General features: G+C 67.2%; 16 protein-coding genes and 1 pseudogene. 5 read left to right on the top strand and 12 right to left on the bottom strand.

Annotation, left to right across the window (positions count from 1 at the left end):
* The first annotated feature begins 330 nt into the window (after nucleotides 1-330).
* Together AB0M18_RS35295 and AB0M18_RS35290 are read left to right on the top strand one after the other, a co-directional pair.
* Nucleotides 331-1,042, top strand: a pseudogene (locus AB0M18_RS35295) (DUF3732 domain-containing protein).
* A gap of 236 nt (nucleotides 1,043-1,278) precedes the next feature.
* The gene (locus AB0M18_RS35290; RefSeq protein ID WP_365765364.1) at nucleotides 1,279-2,547 is read left to right on the top strand and encodes an endonuclease domain-containing protein; all 1,269 of its coding nucleotides are present in this window, start codon (nucleotides 1,279-1,281) and stop codon (nucleotides 2,545-2,547) included.
* Nucleotides 2,548-4,075: 1,528 nt separating this feature from the next.
* On the opposite strand, the gene AB0M18_RS35285 is transcribed toward AB0M18_RS35290, so the two are convergent.
* Nucleotides 4,076-4,603, bottom strand: a complete 528-nt coding sequence (locus tag AB0M18_RS35285; RefSeq protein ID WP_365765362.1) for a hypothetical protein — start codon at nucleotides 4,601-4,603, stop codon at nucleotides 4,076-4,078.
* A 147-nt stretch (nucleotides 4,604-4,750) separates the two neighbouring features.
* Here AB0M18_RS35285 and AB0M18_RS35280 point away from each other — a divergent pair, with 147 nt between their 5' ends.
* The 3 genes from AB0M18_RS35280 to AB0M18_RS35270 all read left to right on the top strand — a co-directional run bounded on the left by AB0M18_RS35280 (nucleotide 4,751) and on the right by AB0M18_RS35270 (nucleotide 7,247).
* On the top strand, nucleotides 4,751-5,986 hold the full coding sequence (locus tag AB0M18_RS35280; protein ID WP_365765360.1) for a dihydrolipoamide S-succinyltransferase: 1,236 nt from the start codon (nucleotides 4,751-4,753) through the stop codon (nucleotides 5,984-5,986).
* Nucleotides 5,986-6,582, top strand: a complete 597-nt coding sequence (locus AB0M18_RS35275) for a hypothetical protein (protein WP_365765358.1) — start codon at nucleotides 5,986-5,988, stop codon at nucleotides 6,580-6,582. Before AB0M18_RS35280 ends, AB0M18_RS35275 begins: the two co-directional genes overlap by 1 nt.
* Nucleotides 6,583-6,941: 359 nt before the next feature.
* On the top strand, nucleotides 6,942-7,247 hold the full coding sequence (locus tag AB0M18_RS35270; protein WP_365765356.1) for a hypothetical protein: 306 nt from the start codon (nucleotides 6,942-6,944) through the stop codon (nucleotides 7,245-7,247).
* Between the two features lie 391 nt (nucleotides 7,248-7,638).
* Here the strand turns inward: AB0M18_RS35270 and AB0M18_RS35265 are convergent, their stop codons facing one another.
* From AB0M18_RS35265 to AB0M18_RS35215, 11 genes are all read right to left on the bottom strand, one after another.
* Nucleotides 7,639-8,016: a hypothetical protein gene (locus AB0M18_RS35265; protein ID WP_365765354.1), complete on the bottom strand. Its 378-nt coding sequence runs from the start codon at nucleotides 8,014-8,016 to the stop codon at nucleotides 7,639-7,641.
* Nucleotides 7,998-8,273, bottom strand: a complete 276-nt coding sequence (locus AB0M18_RS35260) for a hypothetical protein (RefSeq protein ID WP_365765352.1) — start codon at nucleotides 8,271-8,273, stop codon at nucleotides 7,998-8,000. The genes AB0M18_RS35265 and AB0M18_RS35260 overlap by 19 nt, the downstream gene beginning before the upstream one ends.
* Nucleotides 8,261-8,671 carry a hypothetical protein gene (locus AB0M18_RS35255; protein WP_365765350.1) on the bottom strand — a complete coding sequence of 137 codons (411 nt, stop codon included), beginning with the start codon at nucleotides 8,669-8,671 and terminating at the stop codon, nucleotides 8,261-8,263. Before AB0M18_RS35255 ends, AB0M18_RS35260 begins: the two co-directional genes overlap by 13 nt.
* A gap of 667 nt (nucleotides 8,672-9,338) precedes the next feature.
* Nucleotides 9,339-11,543 carry a hypothetical protein gene (locus tag AB0M18_RS35250; protein ID WP_365765348.1) on the bottom strand — a complete coding sequence of 735 codons (2,205 nt, stop codon included), beginning with the start codon at nucleotides 11,541-11,543 and terminating at the stop codon, nucleotides 9,339-9,341.
* 178 nt (nucleotides 11,544-11,721) lie between these two features.
* A complete protein-coding gene (locus AB0M18_RS35245; RefSeq protein WP_365765346.1) occupies nucleotides 11,722-11,892 on the bottom strand; it encodes a hypothetical protein in 171 nt (56 codons plus the stop codon).
* A gap of 1,353 nt (nucleotides 11,893-13,245) precedes the next feature.
* Nucleotides 13,246-14,157, bottom strand: a complete 912-nt coding sequence (locus tag AB0M18_RS35240; RefSeq protein WP_365765366.1) for an RNaseH domain-containing protein — start codon at nucleotides 14,155-14,157, stop codon at nucleotides 13,246-13,248.
* A 131-nt stretch (nucleotides 14,158-14,288) separates the two neighbouring features.
* The gene (locus AB0M18_RS35235) at nucleotides 14,289-14,570 is read right to left on the bottom strand and encodes an antibiotic biosynthesis monooxygenase (RefSeq protein WP_365765344.1); all 282 of its coding nucleotides are present in this window, start codon (nucleotides 14,568-14,570) and stop codon (nucleotides 14,289-14,291) included.
* Nucleotides 14,570-15,031: an SRPBCC domain-containing protein gene (locus AB0M18_RS35230; RefSeq protein ID WP_365765342.1), complete on the bottom strand. Its 462-nt coding sequence runs from the start codon at nucleotides 15,029-15,031 to the stop codon at nucleotides 14,570-14,572. Before AB0M18_RS35230 ends, AB0M18_RS35235 begins: the two co-directional genes overlap by 1 nt.
* Complete coding sequence (locus AB0M18_RS35225) at nucleotides 15,028-15,369, bottom strand: metalloregulator ArsR/SmtB family transcription factor (RefSeq protein ID WP_365765340.1); 342 nt, start codon at nucleotides 15,367-15,369, stop codon at nucleotides 15,028-15,030. The genes AB0M18_RS35230 and AB0M18_RS35225 overlap by 4 nt, the downstream gene beginning before the upstream one ends.
* Nucleotides 15,370-15,961: 592 nt before the next feature.
* The gene (locus AB0M18_RS35220; protein WP_365765338.1) at nucleotides 15,962-16,657 is read right to left on the bottom strand and encodes an ATP-binding protein; all 696 of its coding nucleotides are present in this window, start codon (nucleotides 16,655-16,657) and stop codon (nucleotides 15,962-15,964) included.
* Nucleotides 16,658-16,665: 8 nt separating this feature from the next.
* Nucleotides 16,666-18,006 carry an IS21 family transposase gene (locus AB0M18_RS35215; protein WP_365765336.1) on the bottom strand — a complete coding sequence of 447 codons (1,341 nt, stop codon included), beginning with the start codon at nucleotides 18,004-18,006 and terminating at the stop codon, nucleotides 16,666-16,668.
* Between the last annotated feature and the right edge of the window lie 1,875 nt (nucleotides 18,007-19,881).

Below are 19,881 nucleotides of genomic sequence, written 5' to 3'. Positions count from 1 at the left end.
TGAACGTCCTGTGGGCTCTCATCCGTGACGGACAGTGCTACCAAAGCAACCTCCCCGTCACCACTGCAGCTTGACAACATCATTAGGAGGTGAGGGCCTCGATGCTCATTGAGCATTGACTGCTCAGGCAGAAGACCCTCGGATAGCACGACAGCGTGGCACCAAACCGCTCACAAGTAAGGTTCAGAAACAGGCACTTACCCGCGCACAGACGCTCCAGCCTGTCCGCGAGGAGCACCGCCGCGTCCTGCAGGCAGAGCGCGCCGCCGTCGCTGAACGCCTCCGGCTCAACGGGCCCAGCTCCGAGAACTGCACACCAGCGACGAGCGCATGCGTAATCTGCAAGAACAGCAGATGCGCATCGCCCATATCCAAGGGCGGATTGCCGAGGCCCTCAGCCGCACCGGGTCGGACAGTGACATCAGCAGGCTGCGCCACGAGCTCGACTTGGCCAAGGACCGTGCCGCCGTGCTCCAGGTTCTCGTCGGCGAGGACGATGTCGCCGCCGAGACCGAGCGCTGCCTGGCCGACATCGCGGTCAACATGACCGCTTGGGCCAAACGCCTCAACCTCGGGCAAGCGGCGAACGCAACCGAGGTCAGCATCAGCTTGAACCTCCTCAGCGTCGTCGTCAGAAGCCCTGACGGCAAGCGGCCCATCCGGCGCATCGGCAGCGCCAAGAAGCACATCGGCTACCACCTCGTTGCCCACCTGGCCTTGCACACCTATCTGCGCAGCAAGAGCCGCCCCGTCCCCAGCTTCCTCGTGCTCGACCAACCCACACAGGACTTCTTCCCAGAGAAGCTCCGAGACGCCTCCAAAGGTCCAGGACGCCGACTGGACCACCGTCACCGCCTACTTCACGCTCCTCGACGAAGTGATACAACTCAACGCAGGCAACTTGCAGATCATCGTCAGCGACCACGCGAACCTGCCCGAACCCTGGTTCCAGAAGGCTGTGATCGCCAACTGGCGACCCGACGACGAAGGCAACCGCAACGCTCTCATCCCCTTCGATCTGGACCACCTGACGAAGGCATGAAGGCGAGACTCACAGTCAAGCGCGCTCAGACGGCGGGTGCTGTACGGCGGACACCGTCTGGAATCACACAGCAGTGAAATCCAGCCGCAGGCTACGGGATGGGGACATGCACGCGGCATGCGTGATCCATAGACAAGGCAGTTCTTCGGACTGGGGGTGCCTCAGCCGGTTTGACTCCCTGCTGCCGGAGGAGAAGTCCAGGCCTTGTTGTCAGTGGCGGATGGAAGGCTGGCGCCGTGATCACTCCACAGCTGGCCGCGACCTTTCTGGCCGATGAGACACGCGACTGCCTGATCCCCATGGCGCCGGACCGTTTCCGGTACAAGTACAACCGGGACGCCAGACACGACTTCGTCTTCTTCGGACATCAGCCGGTACGCGCCTACAAGATGTCCAACCGATGGAAGTTCGTCGAGTCGGACGTCCGAACCGCAGGACGCGCGATCGTCGCCCTGGCCTGGGATCCGGACGATCTGGTAGACCCCCGCCCCGGCGGCGCCGACAGACAGGGCGGCAGCCGGCACGAACCGACCGGATGGCGCGCCCAGATCCAGAGCTGGATCGACACAGCCGCCCGCGCCGCCCATCACGAGACCGGCTGTTCCTGCGGGGTGGTATGGGAGCGCGGGTACGAAAAGAGTTGGGGCCTTCGATGCGGTCTGACCGCAGATGCATTACGCGAGCAGAGTGCCCAGCACACCATTGCCTGCGTCCGGCCCATAGCCTCCCTGGTCTGGACGGACGACACCTGGCTCATTCCCCAGACGCTCGCATTCATCCTCGACCGCAGAGATGAGACCGACGAGAAGCTCAGCCACACCCCCACACCGTGCACCGTCTGCGGTATCGGCGTCACCGATACCGGCCGCCGTGCGGCAACCAGCAGCGGCTGGAAGGTACTGTGCCCCACCTGCGCCCAGGCCACGCTACTCAACTACCGACAGCAGCTCGACGGCCAGACCTACGCCAAAGTTCGTGAGAGTGGGCCCCAGGCTGAGGACTACTTGTGCGCACTGTGCGAGCCGCCACGGCCAGCCGCCGTCTGGGACCACTGTCACGACCACGGCCTTATCCGAGGACCCCTGTGCGGCAGCTGCAACACCATGGAGGGCCACGGCAAGGACTTCTTGACCCTGAAGGGCAGCACCGCACACCTGATGCGCTGCGCCCACTGCCGCGCCCGACGCACCCTGCCCACGAATCACCGGCTCGCCGCGCTCCGCCGCCATCTCCACCTCGAGCGAGGGACTCAGGGCTGCGACTGGCCCCTGCACATGTGTGTGACCCTCGTCGACGCCGGCAGCGGAGTCGACTGCACGGTCACGTGTCCCGGACAGCAGCGGAGCCGTTCCACAGGCTTTCACCTGACGGCTGGGGAAGTGGACCGGATCCAGGCGCAAGTTGCCGAGGAGGGAATCTCAGACCTCTTCCAACACGGTTCAGGAGAGCGGCAGAACACCGGAATCATGCCGATGTCCGCCGACATGACAGGACCACCAGAGTGACAGACCGGCCATGGGTTCCCGTCGTGCGGATGCCTTTCTGCCTTCCACCACGAATTCCCACCCTCAGTCTGCGCGGCCATGGGAGCGGTCGTGGCGAGGTACCTTGCCACGTCTTCGAAGGCGCCGCTGCGGCCCCACGTCTTCGAATCGCAGGCTCACAAGGGGCGATGCCATTGAGTCATCGAGACTCGCTCCCTGGAAGAGTCCCTCACTGCCGCCGGGACCCAGGCCAAACACCGCCTGGCTGTCGATCGCCAGCAAGGCCCCTACCGACCCCTTCTCCGCTGCTGCCCGGCGTCTGGACACTGTCGCCTCAGCTCTCTCGCACCTGCTCCCACTAGCATTTCGAAATGGGCGATGATCCCCTGTCGACGGCATGCATAAGCGACATCGACATTCTCCGCCAGGACACCCCTCCCCGTGCTGCTCGGTTGAGTCGCCGCAGCTGCCCGATCCCGTGCCCATGATCGGGCAGCTGCGGTTGAGGGGAGGACCTGCGGGCGTGCTGTGCCAGCCCTTCGGTCGTATGGGATTGACGCCGGATCCAACGTGGTGAGTGCTCCGAGGCAGCGGTGTGATCACGCACCACCACCTCACCACGAGGTATTTCTCCTGCCCCCTGAGAGAGGGCGCGGGGAAAGCTGGTCAGGAGTTTGGCTTCCCCCGTCTGCGGGACAGTCCCGGTGGTTCCAACCGGTTCTGGGCAGCGCTCGCCTGCTGTTTACTCGTCTAGTGGGGTGGTTTCTCGGCACCGCGGTGTCGACCCCTGCTCCCCGCACTCGCGGGGATGGTCCCAGGGCGTCGAGGACCCGGTTCAGGCCGGCTCCCTGCTCCTGCGGGAATCATCCTGACCTCACTCTGGCTGTCGCAGAAAGACACCGCATGTGGCTAACAGGTCAAGTTGACCTTGGTCAGCCAGCTGAGAACGCTGCCAGCAGCGTGTCCGCCCGGACTTCCCGTTCGCGCGTCAGAGTTCCCCGCACCGCCAACCATGAGCTCATCGCCACCGACCGCGCGGGCAGGCAAATCAGGCGTGCATCCCGTTCCTCCAGACGCCCCCAGGTCACTTGGAGGCTCCTTCGGCATCGGTCCTCGTCTGCTCGGCGGCGGAACCCAGGGCGCGGGCGTTGGCGTGGAAGTCGTCGTGGTCCTTCCAGCTGCTCAACGAGCCAGGCTAACCAGAGCCGCCTCGGCGACTCGTGCGCGCCTCCGGCGTGCGTCGGTGGTGATTGGACTGGCATGTGCCTCTCACGTCTGTGGGGTGTGAGGCTCACAGGCGTTTTCCCTGGTGGGTGTGTCTTCTGTGAGGCTATGAGGACTTACCACGGGGTTGGGTCTCGCTCCGAGGACGAGTTCTGGCCCTTTCCGTGGTGCGGTAACAGCCAGTCACTTCGTCAGCGGTGGGCCTGGGATGTGATTCTCGGTTGGCGTGGCCTGGCCGGTTGCAGCAAGGGCGGCCGTCACGACAACAGGTGCCGCCGGAGCGCCCGAGGTCCTTGTGGCCGAACCGGCGGGAGTAAGAGGCGGCTCACGGGGTGGCCGCACCTGTGACGCGCGAACGGCATTCTGAGTAGGCCCCGCTGGATCCGGCTTTCGCATGGACACATCCGTCACGCCAGCAGCACTTTTTGCGCAGGAGGTTGAAGTCCGCCCGGCCGAGCGTCTGGCGCTTGAGCATTTTGATTCGCTTGACGTGCCCTTCGACCGCGCTTGAGATCCAAAGCAGGGCCAATCCGGCGATGACGGTGGTAAGCGTGTGGAGGCTGGGAGAGGCCATCCTGGAAATATACGAAATCCGCATCAGGGAAGCTAGAGTTGCATCATGATGGCTACCGAGGAACTCCTCAGGCTCACGGTCGCCGCGCTGATGACGCGGACCGGTGAGCGCCAGAACGACCTGGCCGCCGGACTCGGACAGTCCCAGGCGCAGGTCTCCCGCAAGCAGTCCGGCAAGCAGCACTGGGGCCTGGACGACGTCGACCTGCTCGCCGCTCACTACCGCCTGCACGTTCTGGACCTGCTTGCCGGACCCACCCACGCGGTCGGCGTACTCCACGGTGCCATCCCGGGCCTGCGCCCTACCGACATGCCCGCACCCGCTGCGGCCGCACAACCTGGCCTCACGCCACCCGTGCCGCCGACCACACCCGCCGGGCCGCTCCCGGTCGGCGAGCCCCCTCGGCCGGCCGGAACCGACTCGCCGGTGACCCTGCGACCGTGTGTGCTGTGCGGACAGCCGGCCGGCGACGAAGTCGATGGGTTCCCCCAGCACCTGAGTGTCGACGAGTGCGCGGCCGCCACCGCCGCCGCGACCACCACCATGACCGAACCGGCCCCAGCACCACCCGCCCCGGCCCCCGCGCCCGAAGCCGACAGAGAGCCCGACCAGGCCCCGCAACCCGCGGAGGAACGGCCGGCGCCGACTGCAGCGCCCGAGACCACCGCCCCGCCCGTGCCCACCCTGGCGCGGCGTGCCGCTCCCTCGTATGCCTCCGGGACGCTGGTCGGGCAGATCACCGGCCGGGTGCACGAGGTTCTGGACGAGTGCGCCGGCGACGCGGAGGCGGCGCAGGCCGCGCTCATCAAGGCCGCGATCCCGGACGTGATGGCGCTGCTGAAAGCCTCCCGGGTCGGCGGTCGCTACGAGCACTCCGAGTTCCCGCCCACCCACGACATTCTGCGCAAGCGCTCGCAGAAGGGCGCGGACGAGATCTGGGAAGGCCGCCCGAAGTGGCGCAACGCCGCCATCCTGAAGGCGGCGAAGGCCGGCATACGGCTCGAGGTCACGGCCCTGGACATGAACGCCGCCTACCTGTCCGCGCTCAAGTGCTGGCTGCCGATCGGCCAGTTGCGCGAGGACACCAGCGGCGTCCACGACCCGAAGAAGTCGGGCGTCCACCTCATCACCCCGCCCGAGTGGGACCACCCCGACCTGCCGAACCCACTGGGCAACCGCATCGAGCCGGGGGAGTTGTGGGTCAGTGAGTCCACGCTGCGCCTGCTGCTCGACTGCACCCGCCAGGGCCTCGCCGACGCCCCGGTCCTCCACCGGTCACTCGTCTCCGGTGCCACTGAAGCCCTGTTGGAGAAGCTCCGCCGGGCCCTCGCCGAAACCCGGAAAACCGCGCTCGCCGAAGGCGACGAACTGACCGTGGCCTATGTGAAGGCCATGTACTCTAAATTCGTGTCCACCATCGGCGAGTCCAGCGCGAATCGCGAACTGCGCCGACCGGACTGGATGCACATCATCCGCGCAAAAGCCTTCGCAAATCTCTGGATGAAGGCACACAAGGCCCACCGCGCCGGACTTCAGATCGTGGAGATCTCCGGAACTGACGAACTCCACGTCGCCGGAGACTGGCGCACGGTATTCCCCGAAGGCCTTGACCTGAACCAGGTCAAGGAAAAGAACACCTACGTTCTGGGGGGTAAGCGCTGATGGCCGGATCTCCGGACCTGTGGGCCCGATGGGGCGAATGGAACAAGAACAACGCCCGCGGCATGAAGGGCGGCGAAGCACTGATCCTGGAACTCAACAGGATCGTCCACTCCTCCGGCATCGCCTCGCCCGTCACCTCCCGCCGCGGCCTCAAAGCCCGGCTGCGCTACCTCGACAGCGCCGCCGGCCGCACCGCCCTGGCCGAACAGGGCGTCACCCCCCGCACCCTGCGCTCCTGGATGAGCGGCAAGGCCACCCCCTCGCAGGCGAGCCGGGAACGGATCGACGCCGCCTACTGGACCCGCCGCCGCGAAAACCTCATCAAGTCCGGCTGGCTCGCCCGCCACCTCGACAACAACGGCCGCGGCCGGCGAATGGAGATCTACCCCGTCGACCAGACCCGGGTGGAAGCCAAGTACCGTCGCCCCCTCAGCGACCGCTCGATCACCGTCCGATACATCTGGGCCGACCTCGTTGACGCCTGGGCCACCCGCAACGAATCACTCATAGACGAAATCTGGGACGACGTCATCAGCGACCTCGACTCCGACTACAACGCCTACGCCTACGTCTCCGCCATCGGCATCGGTGCCTGACCGCACCTGTAGGTCTCAAAATCCACTTCACAGTTCTCATAGATGACTGCACATCAGCAGCACTTGTGCAGCGCTTCTGAGACTTGCTTTTCAGCGCACTCGCTCTTCGGGTGAACGAAGCCGGAACGTGCCCGCCTCCTGCTCGGGAGGCGGGCACCTTGGCGGCTGAGTGAAATCGCCAAAGATGGGGGTGCCATGGACGGTGCGGCTGCCACGGTTGGCTTCCGCCGCCGCGACGGTGGGTTGGTCGAGGACCACCCGTGGACTGACGTGCCGGTGGGTCTTCTTGAGGAGGCTGCTCCTTGGCGGACGTTTCGCTGGTACAAGGGGCAGCGTCCGCGACCGCCGGCAGCGTCACCGTGACCGCCACCGCTAAGGTGACGTCGGTCCGCTGGGTGATGGGCGACGGGAAGACCGTCACCTGCGCCGGACCCGGCACCCCGTACACACCCGACCACGGCAAGAGCAGGTCCCCAACCTGTGGCCACCGCTACGAGCAGGCCGCCTACGACAAGCCCGGCCAGCACTACAAGGGCAGCGCCACGGCGACCTGGACCGTGGAGTGGTCGGCGCCCGCCCTCGGCGACGCCGGCACCCTGACGGAGACCCGCACCACCCCGTTCACCGTCCGCGTGGTCGAGGTCCAGGCTTTCGGCACTCGCTGACCGAAGGGGCATGGTGAGCGCGTGCTGCAGCCCGACTTACCATGCCCCGCACGTACTCACCACCACACTCACCACAGCGTTCTGACCCGGCATGCGACCGACTGGCGCCGGTCGGTGACCGACCCCAGGACGCGGTGACTGATCGGTCACCACCGGACCGACGGCCCGCCCGCTGGGGCGCCGTGACCGATCCGCCCGATGTCCGGCGTCTTCCGACATGCCAGAGGCGCCATCCCCCAATTTGGACCCTCGGGCATGTCGATCTCAGCCCTGCGGCGCGTCCCTGCCGCGGCCGGCAGGGCGCTCGCGAGGACATCGAGAACGGTCTCAAAGACGTCGTCCGGGCGGGCCCCGGACCTCCACGCACTCAGCCGCTGGTTCTGCTCCTCGCTCAGCCGCCAGCCCCAATTTGGAAATAACGGCCGAAGGCACCACCACGCCCGCTGCCGCGCTCTTCTTCCCGGTCTTCACCGGCGCTTTCGAGGCCTTGCCTGTGGCAGGGGAGCTGCCGGGCGCTGAACAGCTCGTCCAGCGCCTCCTCCTCGCCCTGGGCCTCGGCGGCCGGGAGCGCACAGCCAGCCTCGAGGAAGGCCGCAAGGCTGTCCACCACCGCAGCGGTGACCCGCTGCCCGGAGGCCGGCGCCGTACCGGCGCAACTCCACGTACACCGCCGCCACCCGCGCGCGTCAGCGACGTCGACCAGGGCCCGGACACGGGAGTCGGCCACCGGCCGCCCGTGCAGCTCGGCGATCAGCGCGGCAGCGGCCACTCCCGGAGCTCCCGGCAGGCGGCGGTCTCGCTCATGCCATCCCACTCGTCGTCCAGGTACTCCTGACGCGTCCGCGTCCCGCCCTCACCCTGGTACGGCCGCCGGCTGAACGCCGCCGCGAGCGCCATGCCCCGCATCCACCGCGCGTTGCCGTACCGATCAGGCGCCTCATGGATCCGCGCCAGGCCCTGCTGCTCCCTCACGGTCAGCGGCCCTGCACTCTCCAGCTCCACCGGCTCCGGGATCAGCGCTGCCACGAAAGCCCGCGCCCTGTCCGGGCGCATCTCCGGTCGCGGCGGTCGCACGGGGAGCCCACCGCGTTCGCGATGCCCACGTACAGGGGGATCCGGATGCTCAACACGTCCCACTTCGGCAGCGTGCCGTCCGCCTTGCCGTTCGCCAGCAGCTCCGCGTACTCCATCAGCTTGCTCGAAGACACGTTGCATTGGTTCAGCAGCACGACCGTCGCCGGAGGCTCACCGAAATCCCGCAACGAGCGCCGGATCATCTTGGCCAGCGACACTCCGCGCTCATATCGCGTCAGCCGCACGTAGTCCGACTTGAGAGGAGAGACGGTCACGATCACCAGGTCAGCCACCTCCAGGACGCTATCGACAATGTCCAGGTGGTTCTCCGCGTGCCCGGCGTCCACCATGTTGACGGCCGTGGTCCATGCCCGGGTAGGCGCTCTCCGGCGAAAGCCGGCGTGTCCGCCTCCACCACCGTGCAGGGAAAATCCTCCACGTCCCGCTGCCATCTGTGAGTTCTCAGTTGTTGCGGTAAGGCCGTCTCTTTGACCTGCGATACCGCGGATTGGTGAGGCGTGCGGTGGAAGAGTTGGGTCGGTGTCTGAAGGGCCTGACCTGCACTGCCGCATGTTGGATGAGAGTCCCGCAGATGTATTGAGAAAGGGCTCAAGCACACTGACACCCTGGCATACGACGGTGAGCCACGCGGGACAGACCACCAGCCAAACCGCGCGGTGGTGATCAGTTGAAACGCGGGTCTGCCATCATCGTGGCACCCTCTGCGGTTCGGCAGGGCCACCGCGTCCCGCATGTCGAACACAACGGATCCAACCGATCGCTTGGGGCATGCGCGGCCAGCTGCTCACCAGCGACACCACGCGCCCAACGCTCGTCCGACCCCAGGGCCAAGTCAGAGGCACCCGCCGCAAACTGCACGGCTCGGTCGTACGCCAGCAGCTTTGAATGAAGCTCGTCGGCCATAACGCGACCCTACCTTCCCCCGCCGATCCAAGGCGCTCCAAGCGACCGTTGAGGCATAGACAACCATCGGGTCAGCATCGGTGGCTTCTCCTGTCAGGCTTTGGACGTGTTGAAGAGGTCTCGGTAGGTGCTGAGTTCGGCTTCTGTCAGCTCCGGGTCGCCGCTGATCGCCTGCACCGTAGTGTCCCACTCGCGGTAGCCGTCCGTTCGGGGAGTGAGGAGGACTCCTACGGATGTGAGATGGGCGAGGTCTGCACGCTCCCCGCGTTCATGGTGGCGTAGCTGCAGCCAAGCGGAGAACGCGGCGCGGGTCTGATCGGTCAGGGCAGAGCAGACGGCGAACCCGAGCTGGTCCTGGTCGGGTCCGGCGATGAACGTGCGCATCCGCCACGCAGTGCTCCCCGCTTCGGCGTCGTTGACGCCGACCAGGGCATGGAGCAAGAAACGGCCCAGATCCGTGCGGTACCCGACGGGCAGGCTGTCAAGGGAAGACAGGACGCGTTGCCAGGGTTCCCACTCGTCGGGTCCAGTGATGCTAGTGGCCACGTCCTCGAGCATGATGCGCACCATGGTGTGCGCCTCGTCATCGTCACTACCTGCCGGCGCGGCAGGCAGAAGCGGCACACTGTACGGCCGTCCCCCGCGCCTCGCCCAGTCCGGATCAACGGGTCCCGGAGTCGCGGCGGCGTCCGCGGCCGCCAGCTCGTAGTAGCGCTCCGGCTCGGCGCCCAGAACAGGCGCCGAGCCGCTGACCCGGTGCAGGTTGGCGACTACGGCGTGGGTGGAACGTAGCTGGTTGAACAAGAACTCCCAGTCGCGGCGCAGCAGAGCAATCACCGGTGTTGCACCCGCCTGTGTGGTGACGGCCACGTCTGACGGGGGAGTGGGGTGCTCGATGATCGTGACCCCGACCCATTCGATGGCATGGCTGTCGATGTGGATACTGCGTCCCCTCCCGTTCGTCATCTGTACGCTCTGCATCTTCAGCCGCCGCACGGTGCCATGGATCTGCTTGCCCGCCGCTGTGAGCTGCTTGAGCACCCAAGACGATTCCTTTTCGCGCGTACCGGGCTCACCTTCGCGCGCCTTGATCTGCACAACCACGCCGCGATCGCCGACGACCAGCAGACCATCGCTGATCTCCCTGACCCCGCGGCCTTTGCGTTCCACACTGGGAACCATCACGAAGTCCGGCAGACCCCACGTCGCGGCAGCATCCTGCACAGCCACTTCCGCGGCCAAACCTCGACGTTCATGACCGCGCAGAGGAGTCGCGTTCGGAACGACCCGCTCATACACCCCGCCCGCGGTGCTCACCATCAGCGTGAGCCTGTCGGCGTCCTCCACCCGCCCCAGGCCGATGTCCGAGGAGGCCAGCGCGGCGAGTTCCTCGGGAGACCAGCACCGGGACGAACGGGCCGCTTCCACCCACGTGTCTCGTTCGCCAAGGCCAGAGTGGGCTAGAACCCTTCGGCTGCCCGGGACCTTGCTGGAAAGCCAGGCGAACGAGACGGCGAACCTGGCCACTGCTTCTACGACCCGTGTCAGTTGGCGATCGAAGGTGTCCTCGATGGCAGTGGGAGTGAAGCCCTCGACGAAACACAAGTCGACGTAGGTGCCTGCCTGCGCTTCCACGGCGCAGCCGTGCTGGAACGAGCTCAGCTGGTAGCGAGCCAGGACCCGCTCCGCGTCCAGACCACCCGGCGGTTCTGCCTCCACGTCCTGCAGTACAGCGGGTGCAGCCGCGTGAACCTGCGGCTCGACAGGAGTGGCCCACGCGCTCATCAGTGCGCCAGCAGCGAGAGCTGCCTCCCACTCGACCAGGTGGCCCAGCGACGTCCTCAGCCGGTCGATGATCTCGTTGCTGTCGTCGCTTTGGAAGGGCTGACAGTCCTGCACCATCGCCACATGAGACCGCAACGTCCCGTCCATGCAGGACTCTGCCAAAAGTGCCTGAAACCCTTCCGGTGAATCGGCGACCGGGAAGAAGCGGCTACGTTCTGGCCGACGCACCCTCTGCAGAACACTGAACGCTTCGACCGACTCCTCCACCAGCGCGTCCAGGCACGCCCACAGCTCCTGCACACACCCACGGAACAGCTCGGTCAGCTCCTCCTGCCGCCCTGCGGGCCACGCCAGCCACGCACTGATCACCCCCGAACCGTCCGGGTGCGTGACCACACTCTCCTCGACAAGGTCTCCATCGAGCAGTGTGCTCCAGAGCGACGCCATCTCTGCCTTTGCCTGCTGTGCCTTCTGCAGGTGCCCGTGAGCCTGCGGATAGTTCTCTTTGATCACAGCCCTTGAGCCTAACGAGGGCCACTGACACGGCTCGGCGTTCCGTGCCAATGCCTCGCCCGTACGCAGGAGCGGCTGCCCCAGCCCCCGACGCGCATACCGCTACCCCCCATACTCCAGGAACTCGCTCCGGGCAGTGGCAAGCGGGAGAGCTCATCTGGCAGGGCCGTATCAGGCGTTAACGATCTCGCTTCCAGACGCCTGCGCCAGGCCGAGGTAGCGGGCGGTCGTCGTGCAGCATCTCGAGGGCGAGGGCTTCAGTGCGGTCGAGGATGGCGAGTTGGGCGGCGATGCCGATGAGCGGGGTGAGGTGTTCCATGAGGCCATCAGTGATCTGGTACAGCTCCATTTTTGGTGGTCCAGGAGGCTGCCTGGCTTGTGGTTCCGTAGCCGGAGCCGGCCGTCGAGCGTGGCCAGGGTGCTTACCCATTCGTGTGGGTGTTCCTTGCAGCGGGGCGGGAGCCGGTTGACCCAGAGGGTGGGGACCAAGCGCGGCCGGATAGGGGCGGTCAACTCGGCGGGGCGACGCAGGGCGGGGAAACGCGGCCGACTCCGTTGGGGCTGGAGAACCCTGCCCGATCAGTACGCCCGCCGCTGGGACGGAGACGACGGTGAATCCTGTATGCCGAAGCGGCCTGCCCACGGCGGCCTGCCGCCGCTCCTGCCCTGGTGGGGCGACCGAGGCCGCGCATAGCCACCCTCCGGCGATGGCCGCGAGCACGGGCAACAGCGGCGACAGTAGGCGGCACCCACGGTCTCCGCCGATACGAGGACCGGACAGATGCGGGAAAAGTCCGACGGGAAGGGGCCCCCAGGTGGCATACCTGCGGTGCGCCTGTGGGCGCGTACCACCCCTATAGGGCCACCGCCTCGGGTGAACCTGGCCGCCGCCAGGACCACAGTGCTGTATCAGTCCATGCCGTACCAGAAGGCCCTGGCTCATGTAGTGGCCTGCAGCGAGGCTGGGCTGCTTCCAGTCCGACTCGACCATGACGGTATGGAGCAGGCAATCGGTCTTCTGCGGTACCACCTCGGCGCATCAGTTGCTGCAAAACCCAAGGCCGCAACGGCGGACCCGGACGCCGTGCAGTGCCGCGGGTCTCGGCAACCAAGCAGCCGTCGCTGGCCCGGGACCCACGGTGTATTGCCTTGTCCGAGGCGCTGAAGCCGGTACTGGAGGCCACATGCCCGGTCGGCGCCGGAGGCTACGGCGGGGCTCTGCAGGCCAACCTTCACCCCGCAGACGCAAAGGCTCTGGGGGGAGTACCGCTGATCCGCGCAGCGATGCGACGTGCGGGCCGCCAGCTGGGATGGCGCGTACAGACGCTGGGCCAGGAGGGAGAACGCGTTGCCCTGGTGCTCGTCCATGACACGAGGGAGACGCCCGCCGAGTTCGCGGATGTCGTAGAGGAAGACCGTATGCAGCGAAGCATAGAGGCGATGGAGCTCGTGTCAGCGGTCATGGACAGGGACAACAGGAAAACTCCAGGCACGCTGGAGCCCAGTCCGGTGGGAGCGCCAGACTCAAGCGTTTCTGGCGGCTTCCCAGGCCGCGATAGCCGCAAGCCCGGAGACCTGGAGCTAGAAGGCCACATTGGGCCGCCGCCCAGCGTGGCCATCCCGCTACTGCCTGCACCAGGAAGCCAGCGGGCGGTACACCACCGTCCGCTGCTGCTGTCTCCGCACTTGCCTGTGTCGCTGTTCATCCAGTGGCGTCGTCAGTCTCCCAGTCGATGGTGCGCCGGCACTTGGGGTGGTTCTTGTCCATCTGGATGGCGGCGTGGATGGGCAGAGGGTGGCGGGTGCGGTGTTTCCAGGCCAGGGCGTGGTTGCACAGCTTCGCGGTGGTCAGGGCGTAGGGGAGCGAGTCGTCCCCGTCGGGCCGCCGGATGACGGTGATTTCGGTAGCCATGAGGTTGTACCAGGTCTCGGCCTGCTGCTCCTTGTCGTCACAGCTCCAACGCCCCTGATGGCGACCGGACTTGGCCGATGCAGTCTTGCCGTCCATCTGGTGTGGGCGCCGGCTCATGAGGAACGTCGTGTCGGTGCCGTCGAGCTGGAACAGCGCGTTGCTAGTCTTGTCGCCGTCGTTCTCGTTGCCGTCCTCGCCGATCTCGCGGAAGAGCGCGGGCACAGGAAGGCTCGGGTCGGCACTGGAGGTGGTGCGGATGACGGCTCGCGGCCGGTGCTCGGGCGCGAGCGTGGCACCGGGCAACGCGGGCCTGCCGCCGATCAGACCGTCGTCGTCGGGAAGCAGGCTGGCGTTCTTGTTCGACAGCAGCGGCCACACGGGGCGGGTGGAATCACCGGAGACGTAGAGCACATAGCCACATTCCAGACGCCGGGCCAGCTCGAACAGAGCGTGGTCGATACGGCGGGGCAGGGTGTCGTCACCGCAGCTTCCCTCGGGAATGGGGCGGCTGCGCGACAGCCCCTGGGCGCGGGCGTAGTTGAACCAGCCGCCGCTGCCGCCCCGGTCGGCGGGCAGATATGCCAGGGTCTCCCAGTGTTCGCCTGCGGGGACGAACGCGGTGAGGATCCAATGAGCTTGGGCTCCTCGGTGCGGTGGGTGTACTTTTCGCCGAGTTGGGCGCGCATGATGAGAATCTGCGATTTTCCCCAGTGCTACTCGGGTTCCTCACTTGGTTGAGGGTCTGAGCAAGTGAGGAGGGTGGGGATCGCGGAGAGCAAGGAGAGGGCCACCGAGGGGTGTCCGTCGGTGGCCCTGGCGATGCGGTGTGGGGGTTATGGCTGGGTGAGGTGGAAGACGTCTGGTGGCTGTTGGCACCACTGGTCGAAGGGGTCGCCGGCGACGGCCTGGAAGATCTGCCCGGCCGAGGCTTCGAATGCTTCCTGTGATTCCCAGAGGGCGAGGCCGACGAGGCGGTCGCTCTTCTGGTCGCGCCAGGCGCCGATCTGGAGGAGGCCGGGGGCGCCCTGCGCGGCCTCGTCGACCCGGTGCATGGAGGCGAGAAGGTCGTCCGTGTACTCGGGCTTGGGGTGGTGGATGGCGAGGTGGACGAACATCAGCGCGCCTCCACGGTCTCGGTGTAGTAGCCGAGGAGTTCGGCCCAGCCGTGGCTGTAGCCTTCGGGCATGCCTGGTCCTGCGGAGGGGATGCGTTCCCAGCCGCCGTGCTCGACGGTCACACGGGTGCCGCCCTCGGTGGGTTCGAAGCGGACCTCGACATCGGTGGACTCGGACGCGTCCCAGTCGCCCTGCCGCCAGGTGAACAACAGTCGCTGTCCGGGCTCCCAGACCAGCACCCGGCCGATCTCGAACCCCTCGCCGGTCTCCAGGTCGTGCACCTCGACAAGGCGGCCGCCGACCTGCGGCTCGAAACGCAGCTCCCTGCCCTTGTCGGGCTCGTTCCAATAGGGGGTGCCGCGCTTCCACCAGTTGCCGATGTCGGCGGTGAAGATGGCGAAGGCTGTCGCCGGGTCGCAGGCCACCTCGACGGCGGCGGTGGCTGTTGCGGTCGTGCTCATGGGGTGGTTCCTTTGTTCATGCGCTCGGCGTGCTCTTTGAAGGCGCCGAGCTGATCGGTCCAGAACGCCTGCACCTGGTCCAGCCAGGCCTGCAGGGCCACGAATGGTTCATGCCGGAGCTGATAGACCCGGACCCTGGCGTCGTCCTCCAGGCCGTGCTCGGTCACCAGCCCACTGCGCCGCAGCACCCGCAGATGCCGGCTTATCGCCGGTGCGCTCACCTCGAAGGCCGCCACCAGCTCACCCGCCCGCTGTGGCCGCTCATGCAGCAGCTCCACGATCCGGCGCCGGGTCGGGTCTGCCAGAGCCGTCAGCGTCGCATCGATATCATTAACCATGTGGCTAATAATTAACAAGAGTCGCCTTGGAGTCAATCATCGACGGGAACGGCCCGCCGTCCCGAAGGACGGCGGGCCAGCGCGGTCGTGGGGTCAGGCGCGTCGGATCGGGACGATGTCCGGGACCGGTGCCGGGATGGTGGGGCGGGCGGCTTCGGGGGTGGCCAGGAGGGCGACGATCGTGACGGGCTGGTCGCAGTGGGGGCAGTTTCGGGTGGCGGCGGGTGGCAGTTCCGCGGTGGCGGGCGGCCGGGGTGCCGGTGGCTTGGCACCGCGGGCCGGGGATGGCGACTCGCCGAGACGGACGGCCCGGGCTTCGTCCCGTTCGCGTTCGCGCAGGTTTTCCGCTTCCCGGCGGCAGTAGGGCGAGCAGTAGATCCGGCGGACGGTGGGCCGTGAGGTGAACTCTTCCTGGCAGACGGGGCAGATTCTGACGTGGAGTTTCACTTCTTCTTTCTGGTGGCTGGGACGGCAGGCGGGAGCGCAGTAGGTCTGGCGGCTGCCCGGCTCGGGGGTGAACCGGCCGTGGCAGGTGGGGCAGAGGACGCCGGGGGCGTCGTTGGCTTGTCCCGGCTCGGAGGCGGGTGGCTGGTCAGGAGACACGGGCGTTCACCCCGGCTCGCAGGTTCTCGGCCTGGTTGCGGTGTCCGCGCAGGCGGTAGGAGGGGCCGTCGATGCCGGCGACGGCGGCCCGGTGCAGGAGTCGGTCGAGCATGGCGGCGGCGACGGTGGCGTCACCGAAGGCCCCGGCCCAGTCGGCGATGCCGACGTTGGTCGTCAGGATCGTGCTCGACTTCAGATAGCGCTGGTTGATCACCTGGAAGAGCGCTGACGCGCCGTCCTCGGGCAGCGGGAGATACCCCAGTTCGTCGATGATCAGAAGTCTCGGGCCGGCGTCGACCGCGGCCCGGCCGAGGGCGACGGACAGCATGGTCTTGCCGACGCCGGGCGGTCCGACGAACAGCACGTTGGACGCGTCGTCGAGGAAGCGCAGAGTGGCCAGGTCGCGGATGAGTTTCTCATCGACGCCGGGCTGGGCGGCGAAGTCGAAGTCGGCCAGCGTCCAGGGTTCGGGCAGGCAGGCGAAGCGTTCCCGGGCGGCGCGCTTGCGGGCCTCGGTGGCCTCGACCTCGATCTCCAGGAGTCTTTCCAGGGCCGCGGTCAGCGACATGCGTTCGGTGCGGGACTGGTCCAGAACCCGGTTGAGGGCCTCGGCGGCATCATTCAGCTTGAGATAGGACAGGTGGGCTCGCAGCTGCTGGTAGCGGCGCGCTTCGCTCATCTGCATGGGACTGCTCAATCCTCACGCCCCTCTTCCCGAGGTGGGGGGACGTTCCGCAGCTGATCAGCCACGGCGGCATAGTGGGACAGGTCGATCACGACCCGCTCGGCCGGATTCCCGGCCGTCTGCCGGCCGCGCAGCCGGTCGGCCTCGGCCTGCGCCTGCTCCGACGGTGGCCGTCGCACCTTGTTCTTGCAGGGCGCCCGGTCGCTGAACGAGGCCAGCACCGCGCGCTCCAGGGCGATGACGTGCCCGGCGTCGCGGATGGTCTGGCCGGCTCCGCGCGGGGCCCGGCGGTGCCGGGCGATCACAGCCCGGCCCGCGGTGGCGATGTGCAGGTAGTCCTCGCCGAGGCGGTGCAGGACTCGGACCTGGGCGCCGGGCAGGCCGGGCGGGACCGAGTAAGAGTTGCCCTCGAAGGAGATCAGGCTTTGCGGGCTGACCGTCCGCTCGACCTCCAGCTCGGCCGGGAACGGCCTGGTCGGCAGATCCAGCAACGGCTCGGACGTAGCGAGCTCGGCGACCGTGGTCACCGCTCCGTCGATCCTGCGGCGGCGGTCGTCCATGCGCAGAGCGAGTTTGTCGACTCCGGACTGGGCCTGCTCGATGGTGAGCCCGTCGGGAACCGTGCGCCACCAGCGCTGGGCGGCCGAGTGGTTGGCCTTCTCCACCACGCCCTTGCGGTTGCCGCGTCTGGCCGGACAGATGTCGACGCCGGCCCCGTAGTACTTGGCGATCGCCGCGAAGGCTGGCAGGACCCGCCCCGTCGACGGGTAGCAGACGGTTGCCATCCGGTCGAATCGCCAGCGGCGGGCCGTCCCTCCCAGCTTCCGCATCACCTGGTCCAGGGCCTGGACCAGGTGCGGGAAGTCCTCGGCCTCGGCCAGCACCGCCCGCCACCGCCCTGAATGCGCCAAGGCCCCGACCAGCAGATGAGCGTGCCCGCCGACGCCCCACTCGGGCGGAGGATCGGGCAGCTCCAGCCAGTCGAATTGGATCTCCTCACCCGGCGGATGCGCGATCACCGCGACGTCCCGGCCGGTCGCTGCCTTGCACGGCTCGCAGTGCGGACGGACCTGATAGCGGCGAAGCGCACGGGTGAATGTGGAGTAGGCGCCTGGATAACCGAGTTCGGTGATCTCGTCGAACAAGGTGGAGGCCCACAGATGCGGATCGTCGGTCAGCCGCTGGCGGCAGTACTCCAGGAACGGCACGAACGCGTCCGGTCCCTGCTGGCGATGGCCGGGCACCCGCTCACCGTTGAGGTAGGCACGGATGGTCTTGCGGTCACGCCCCAGATGACGCGCGATCGCAGAGATCGTCCATCCCTGCCGACGCAGAGCGTGAGCGTCCACGTCTTCCTCCCGAGTGAGCATCCAGGCCCCCGAACAGGCCGAACTCGTAGCTCACGCAGGCTCTCCGCCGAATGAGACGACCATCCCGACACGCCGGGCGGAATCACACGAAGGGTGAGGAGATCAACCGAGCAGGTTTGTCCCACCACCGAGCCCCAAGTGGGGAAATTCAAAGAGCGCCATCACGCATGTGCAGGCCGAGACCTGAGGACGCCGCCAGCACACTGTTCCCCACACTCGCGGGGATGGTCCCGACCTGGTGAAGGTCACGGGCTCGCTGGAGATCTGCTCCCCGCCCCCGTGGGTGTGTTGGTGTTTCGGTCGCTGTGTGGTGAGTATCGAACCGGTGTACTGACCATGCCCGCGGTTGCTTATCACCGGGGCTTACCAGGGCTGCCCCCGCTTGCCGTGTAGGGATGGTTCCGTGGCTTTCTGCGGTGGGACCAGGCGCCGGCCGCTGCTCCACGCTTCTGCGGGGGATCGTCCTGCTGCAGGGTCCGCCGCATCGGCGCCGGCTCCTGGCTCCCCGTACTTGCTGTGACGCTCCCGGGGGCACCCCTGTCTGCGTCGAGGTATCCCGCCAGCCTGTGGGGGTGGCCCCGTCCCGTGCCGTACCACTTCGACCCGTCCGGCAGCCCCGCGCCCACCCGCTTGCCGTCGGTGTGGGCTGTTCGGGGCCGTGCGGGTTCCCGTGCTGGTGGAGCGGCTGGGTGTCGGTGTGGGTCTGGAATGGGTGATGCGGTTTCCGCATACAGGGATATCTCCGGCCCGGACTTGTTATGCCGGGGGAGGCGCGTCTGCATGCCGTGTCGGGAGCCGACGGGGGGAGAGCTGCAGGGTTCCCGTTTCTCCTGTTCCCGTCGGCTTCCCCGCCCCCGGGCAGTCTGCCCCGTGGCCTGCGGGGCTGGCGTTGTCTGATCGGCGGGTGTGGTGGTGCAGTGGGTCCTCCTCGGCGCGCCCTCCTGGCCTCGGCGCCGCCACCCGCCGCCGCATCGCCTGCCCCCCCGGGCAGCCCTCTTGCTCGTGTTCCTGGGGTGTGGTGAACGGGGGTCTGTGAGACTCTCAGGTTGTTTTCCCAGGTGGATGGGTGTGCTGAAAGTTGTAAGGGTCTCACCATGGCTCTCGTACGGGGGCCAGCTGTGATGGCGAGAAGGGCAGACCACCCTCGGCAGCGAGTCGCGTGATGTGCGGATGCCCGGCCGGCACCGGCCTCCGTTGCTGCGCCCTGCCGCTTGGGGAGTGTGGGCGGTTCGGTGCCGGCGGCGGCCGTGAGGCCGCGCTGGGCTTGGTGGGTGTGGGGTGTGTGGTGGCTCATCTTATGCGTTTTCTGTATGGGGTGTTGATGTGCCCAGGAGGGGTTCTCTGTTGGTGTTTTGCGTTTTCGTCACATATGGGCGCTGTTCTGATAGTTGGCGATGCATGTTGTGGTTTGCATTTTTCGCGTGTTTCGTTCGGTGCCGCGCTCGGCCCCGCAGGGGCCGGAGTCCCCGTCCGGATGATCATAAAGTGGTCTAGACAACTAAGTTTCGGCAGACTTTCCGTATATCACGTAGAGTAGCGCCTCTCTGTCACCCTCGCAGACCTCCGGAACGTCACCCACCCGGTGCGTACCGTGATCACTTTACGAGCGCGGCAGGAAGCTGGCACGCCTCCGCCGGCCCACCAACCACCAACTAAACCACCCGACTTACCAGCACCAAACCCCGTCGCAGGCGGGCGCCAACCACAAACAGCCCACCCCTCAACCCAACCCGACCACCCGTAGTCACCACAAGTGACTTCCCCTCAGGTAGCCAGCCAGGGCGCCGCGCAGCGGCGCAAGCGGCATTGGGAGTGACGCAGTCACTCCGCGTCGGTCTCCTGCGGAGACACGAC

Origin of the sequence: Streptomyces sp. NPDC051909, from assembly GCF_040681095.1 — a bacterium.
Taxonomy (GTDB): domain Bacteria; phylum Actinomycetota; class Actinomycetes; order Streptomycetales; family Streptomycetaceae; genus Streptomyces.
Note: the sequence above shows the minus strand (reverse complement) of the source record. Positions and strands in the feature narration are given on the sequence as shown.

Excerpts from the sequence above, each read along its gene's own strand:
- AB0M18_RS35275 (WP_365765358.1), top strand. The coding sequence starts at position 5,986 with ATGGCCGGATCTCCGGACCTGTGGGCCCGATGGGGCGAATGGAACAAG.
- AB0M18_RS35255 (WP_365765350.1), bottom strand. The coding sequence starts at position 8,671 with ATGGTGGACGCCGGGCACGCGGAGAACCACCTGGACATTGTCGATAGC.
- AB0M18_RS35245 (WP_365765346.1), bottom strand. The coding sequence starts at position 11,892 with ATGGAGCTGTACCAGATCACTGATGGCCTCATGGAACACCTCACCCCG.
- AB0M18_RS35235 (WP_365765344.1), bottom strand. The coding sequence starts at position 14,570 with ATGTTCGTCCACCTCGCCATCCACCACCCCAAGCCCGAGTACACGGAC.
- AB0M18_RS35230 (WP_365765342.1), bottom strand. The coding sequence starts at position 15,031 with ATGAGCACGACCGCAACAGCCACCGCCGCCGTCGAGGTGGCCTGCGAC.
- AB0M18_RS35225 (WP_365765340.1), bottom strand. The coding sequence starts at position 15,369 with ATGGTTAATGATATCGATGCGACGCTGACGGCTCTGGCAGACCCGACC.
- AB0M18_RS35220 (WP_365765338.1), bottom strand. The coding sequence starts at position 16,657 with ATGCAGATGAGCGAAGCGCGCCGCTACCAGCAGCTGCGAGCCCACCTG.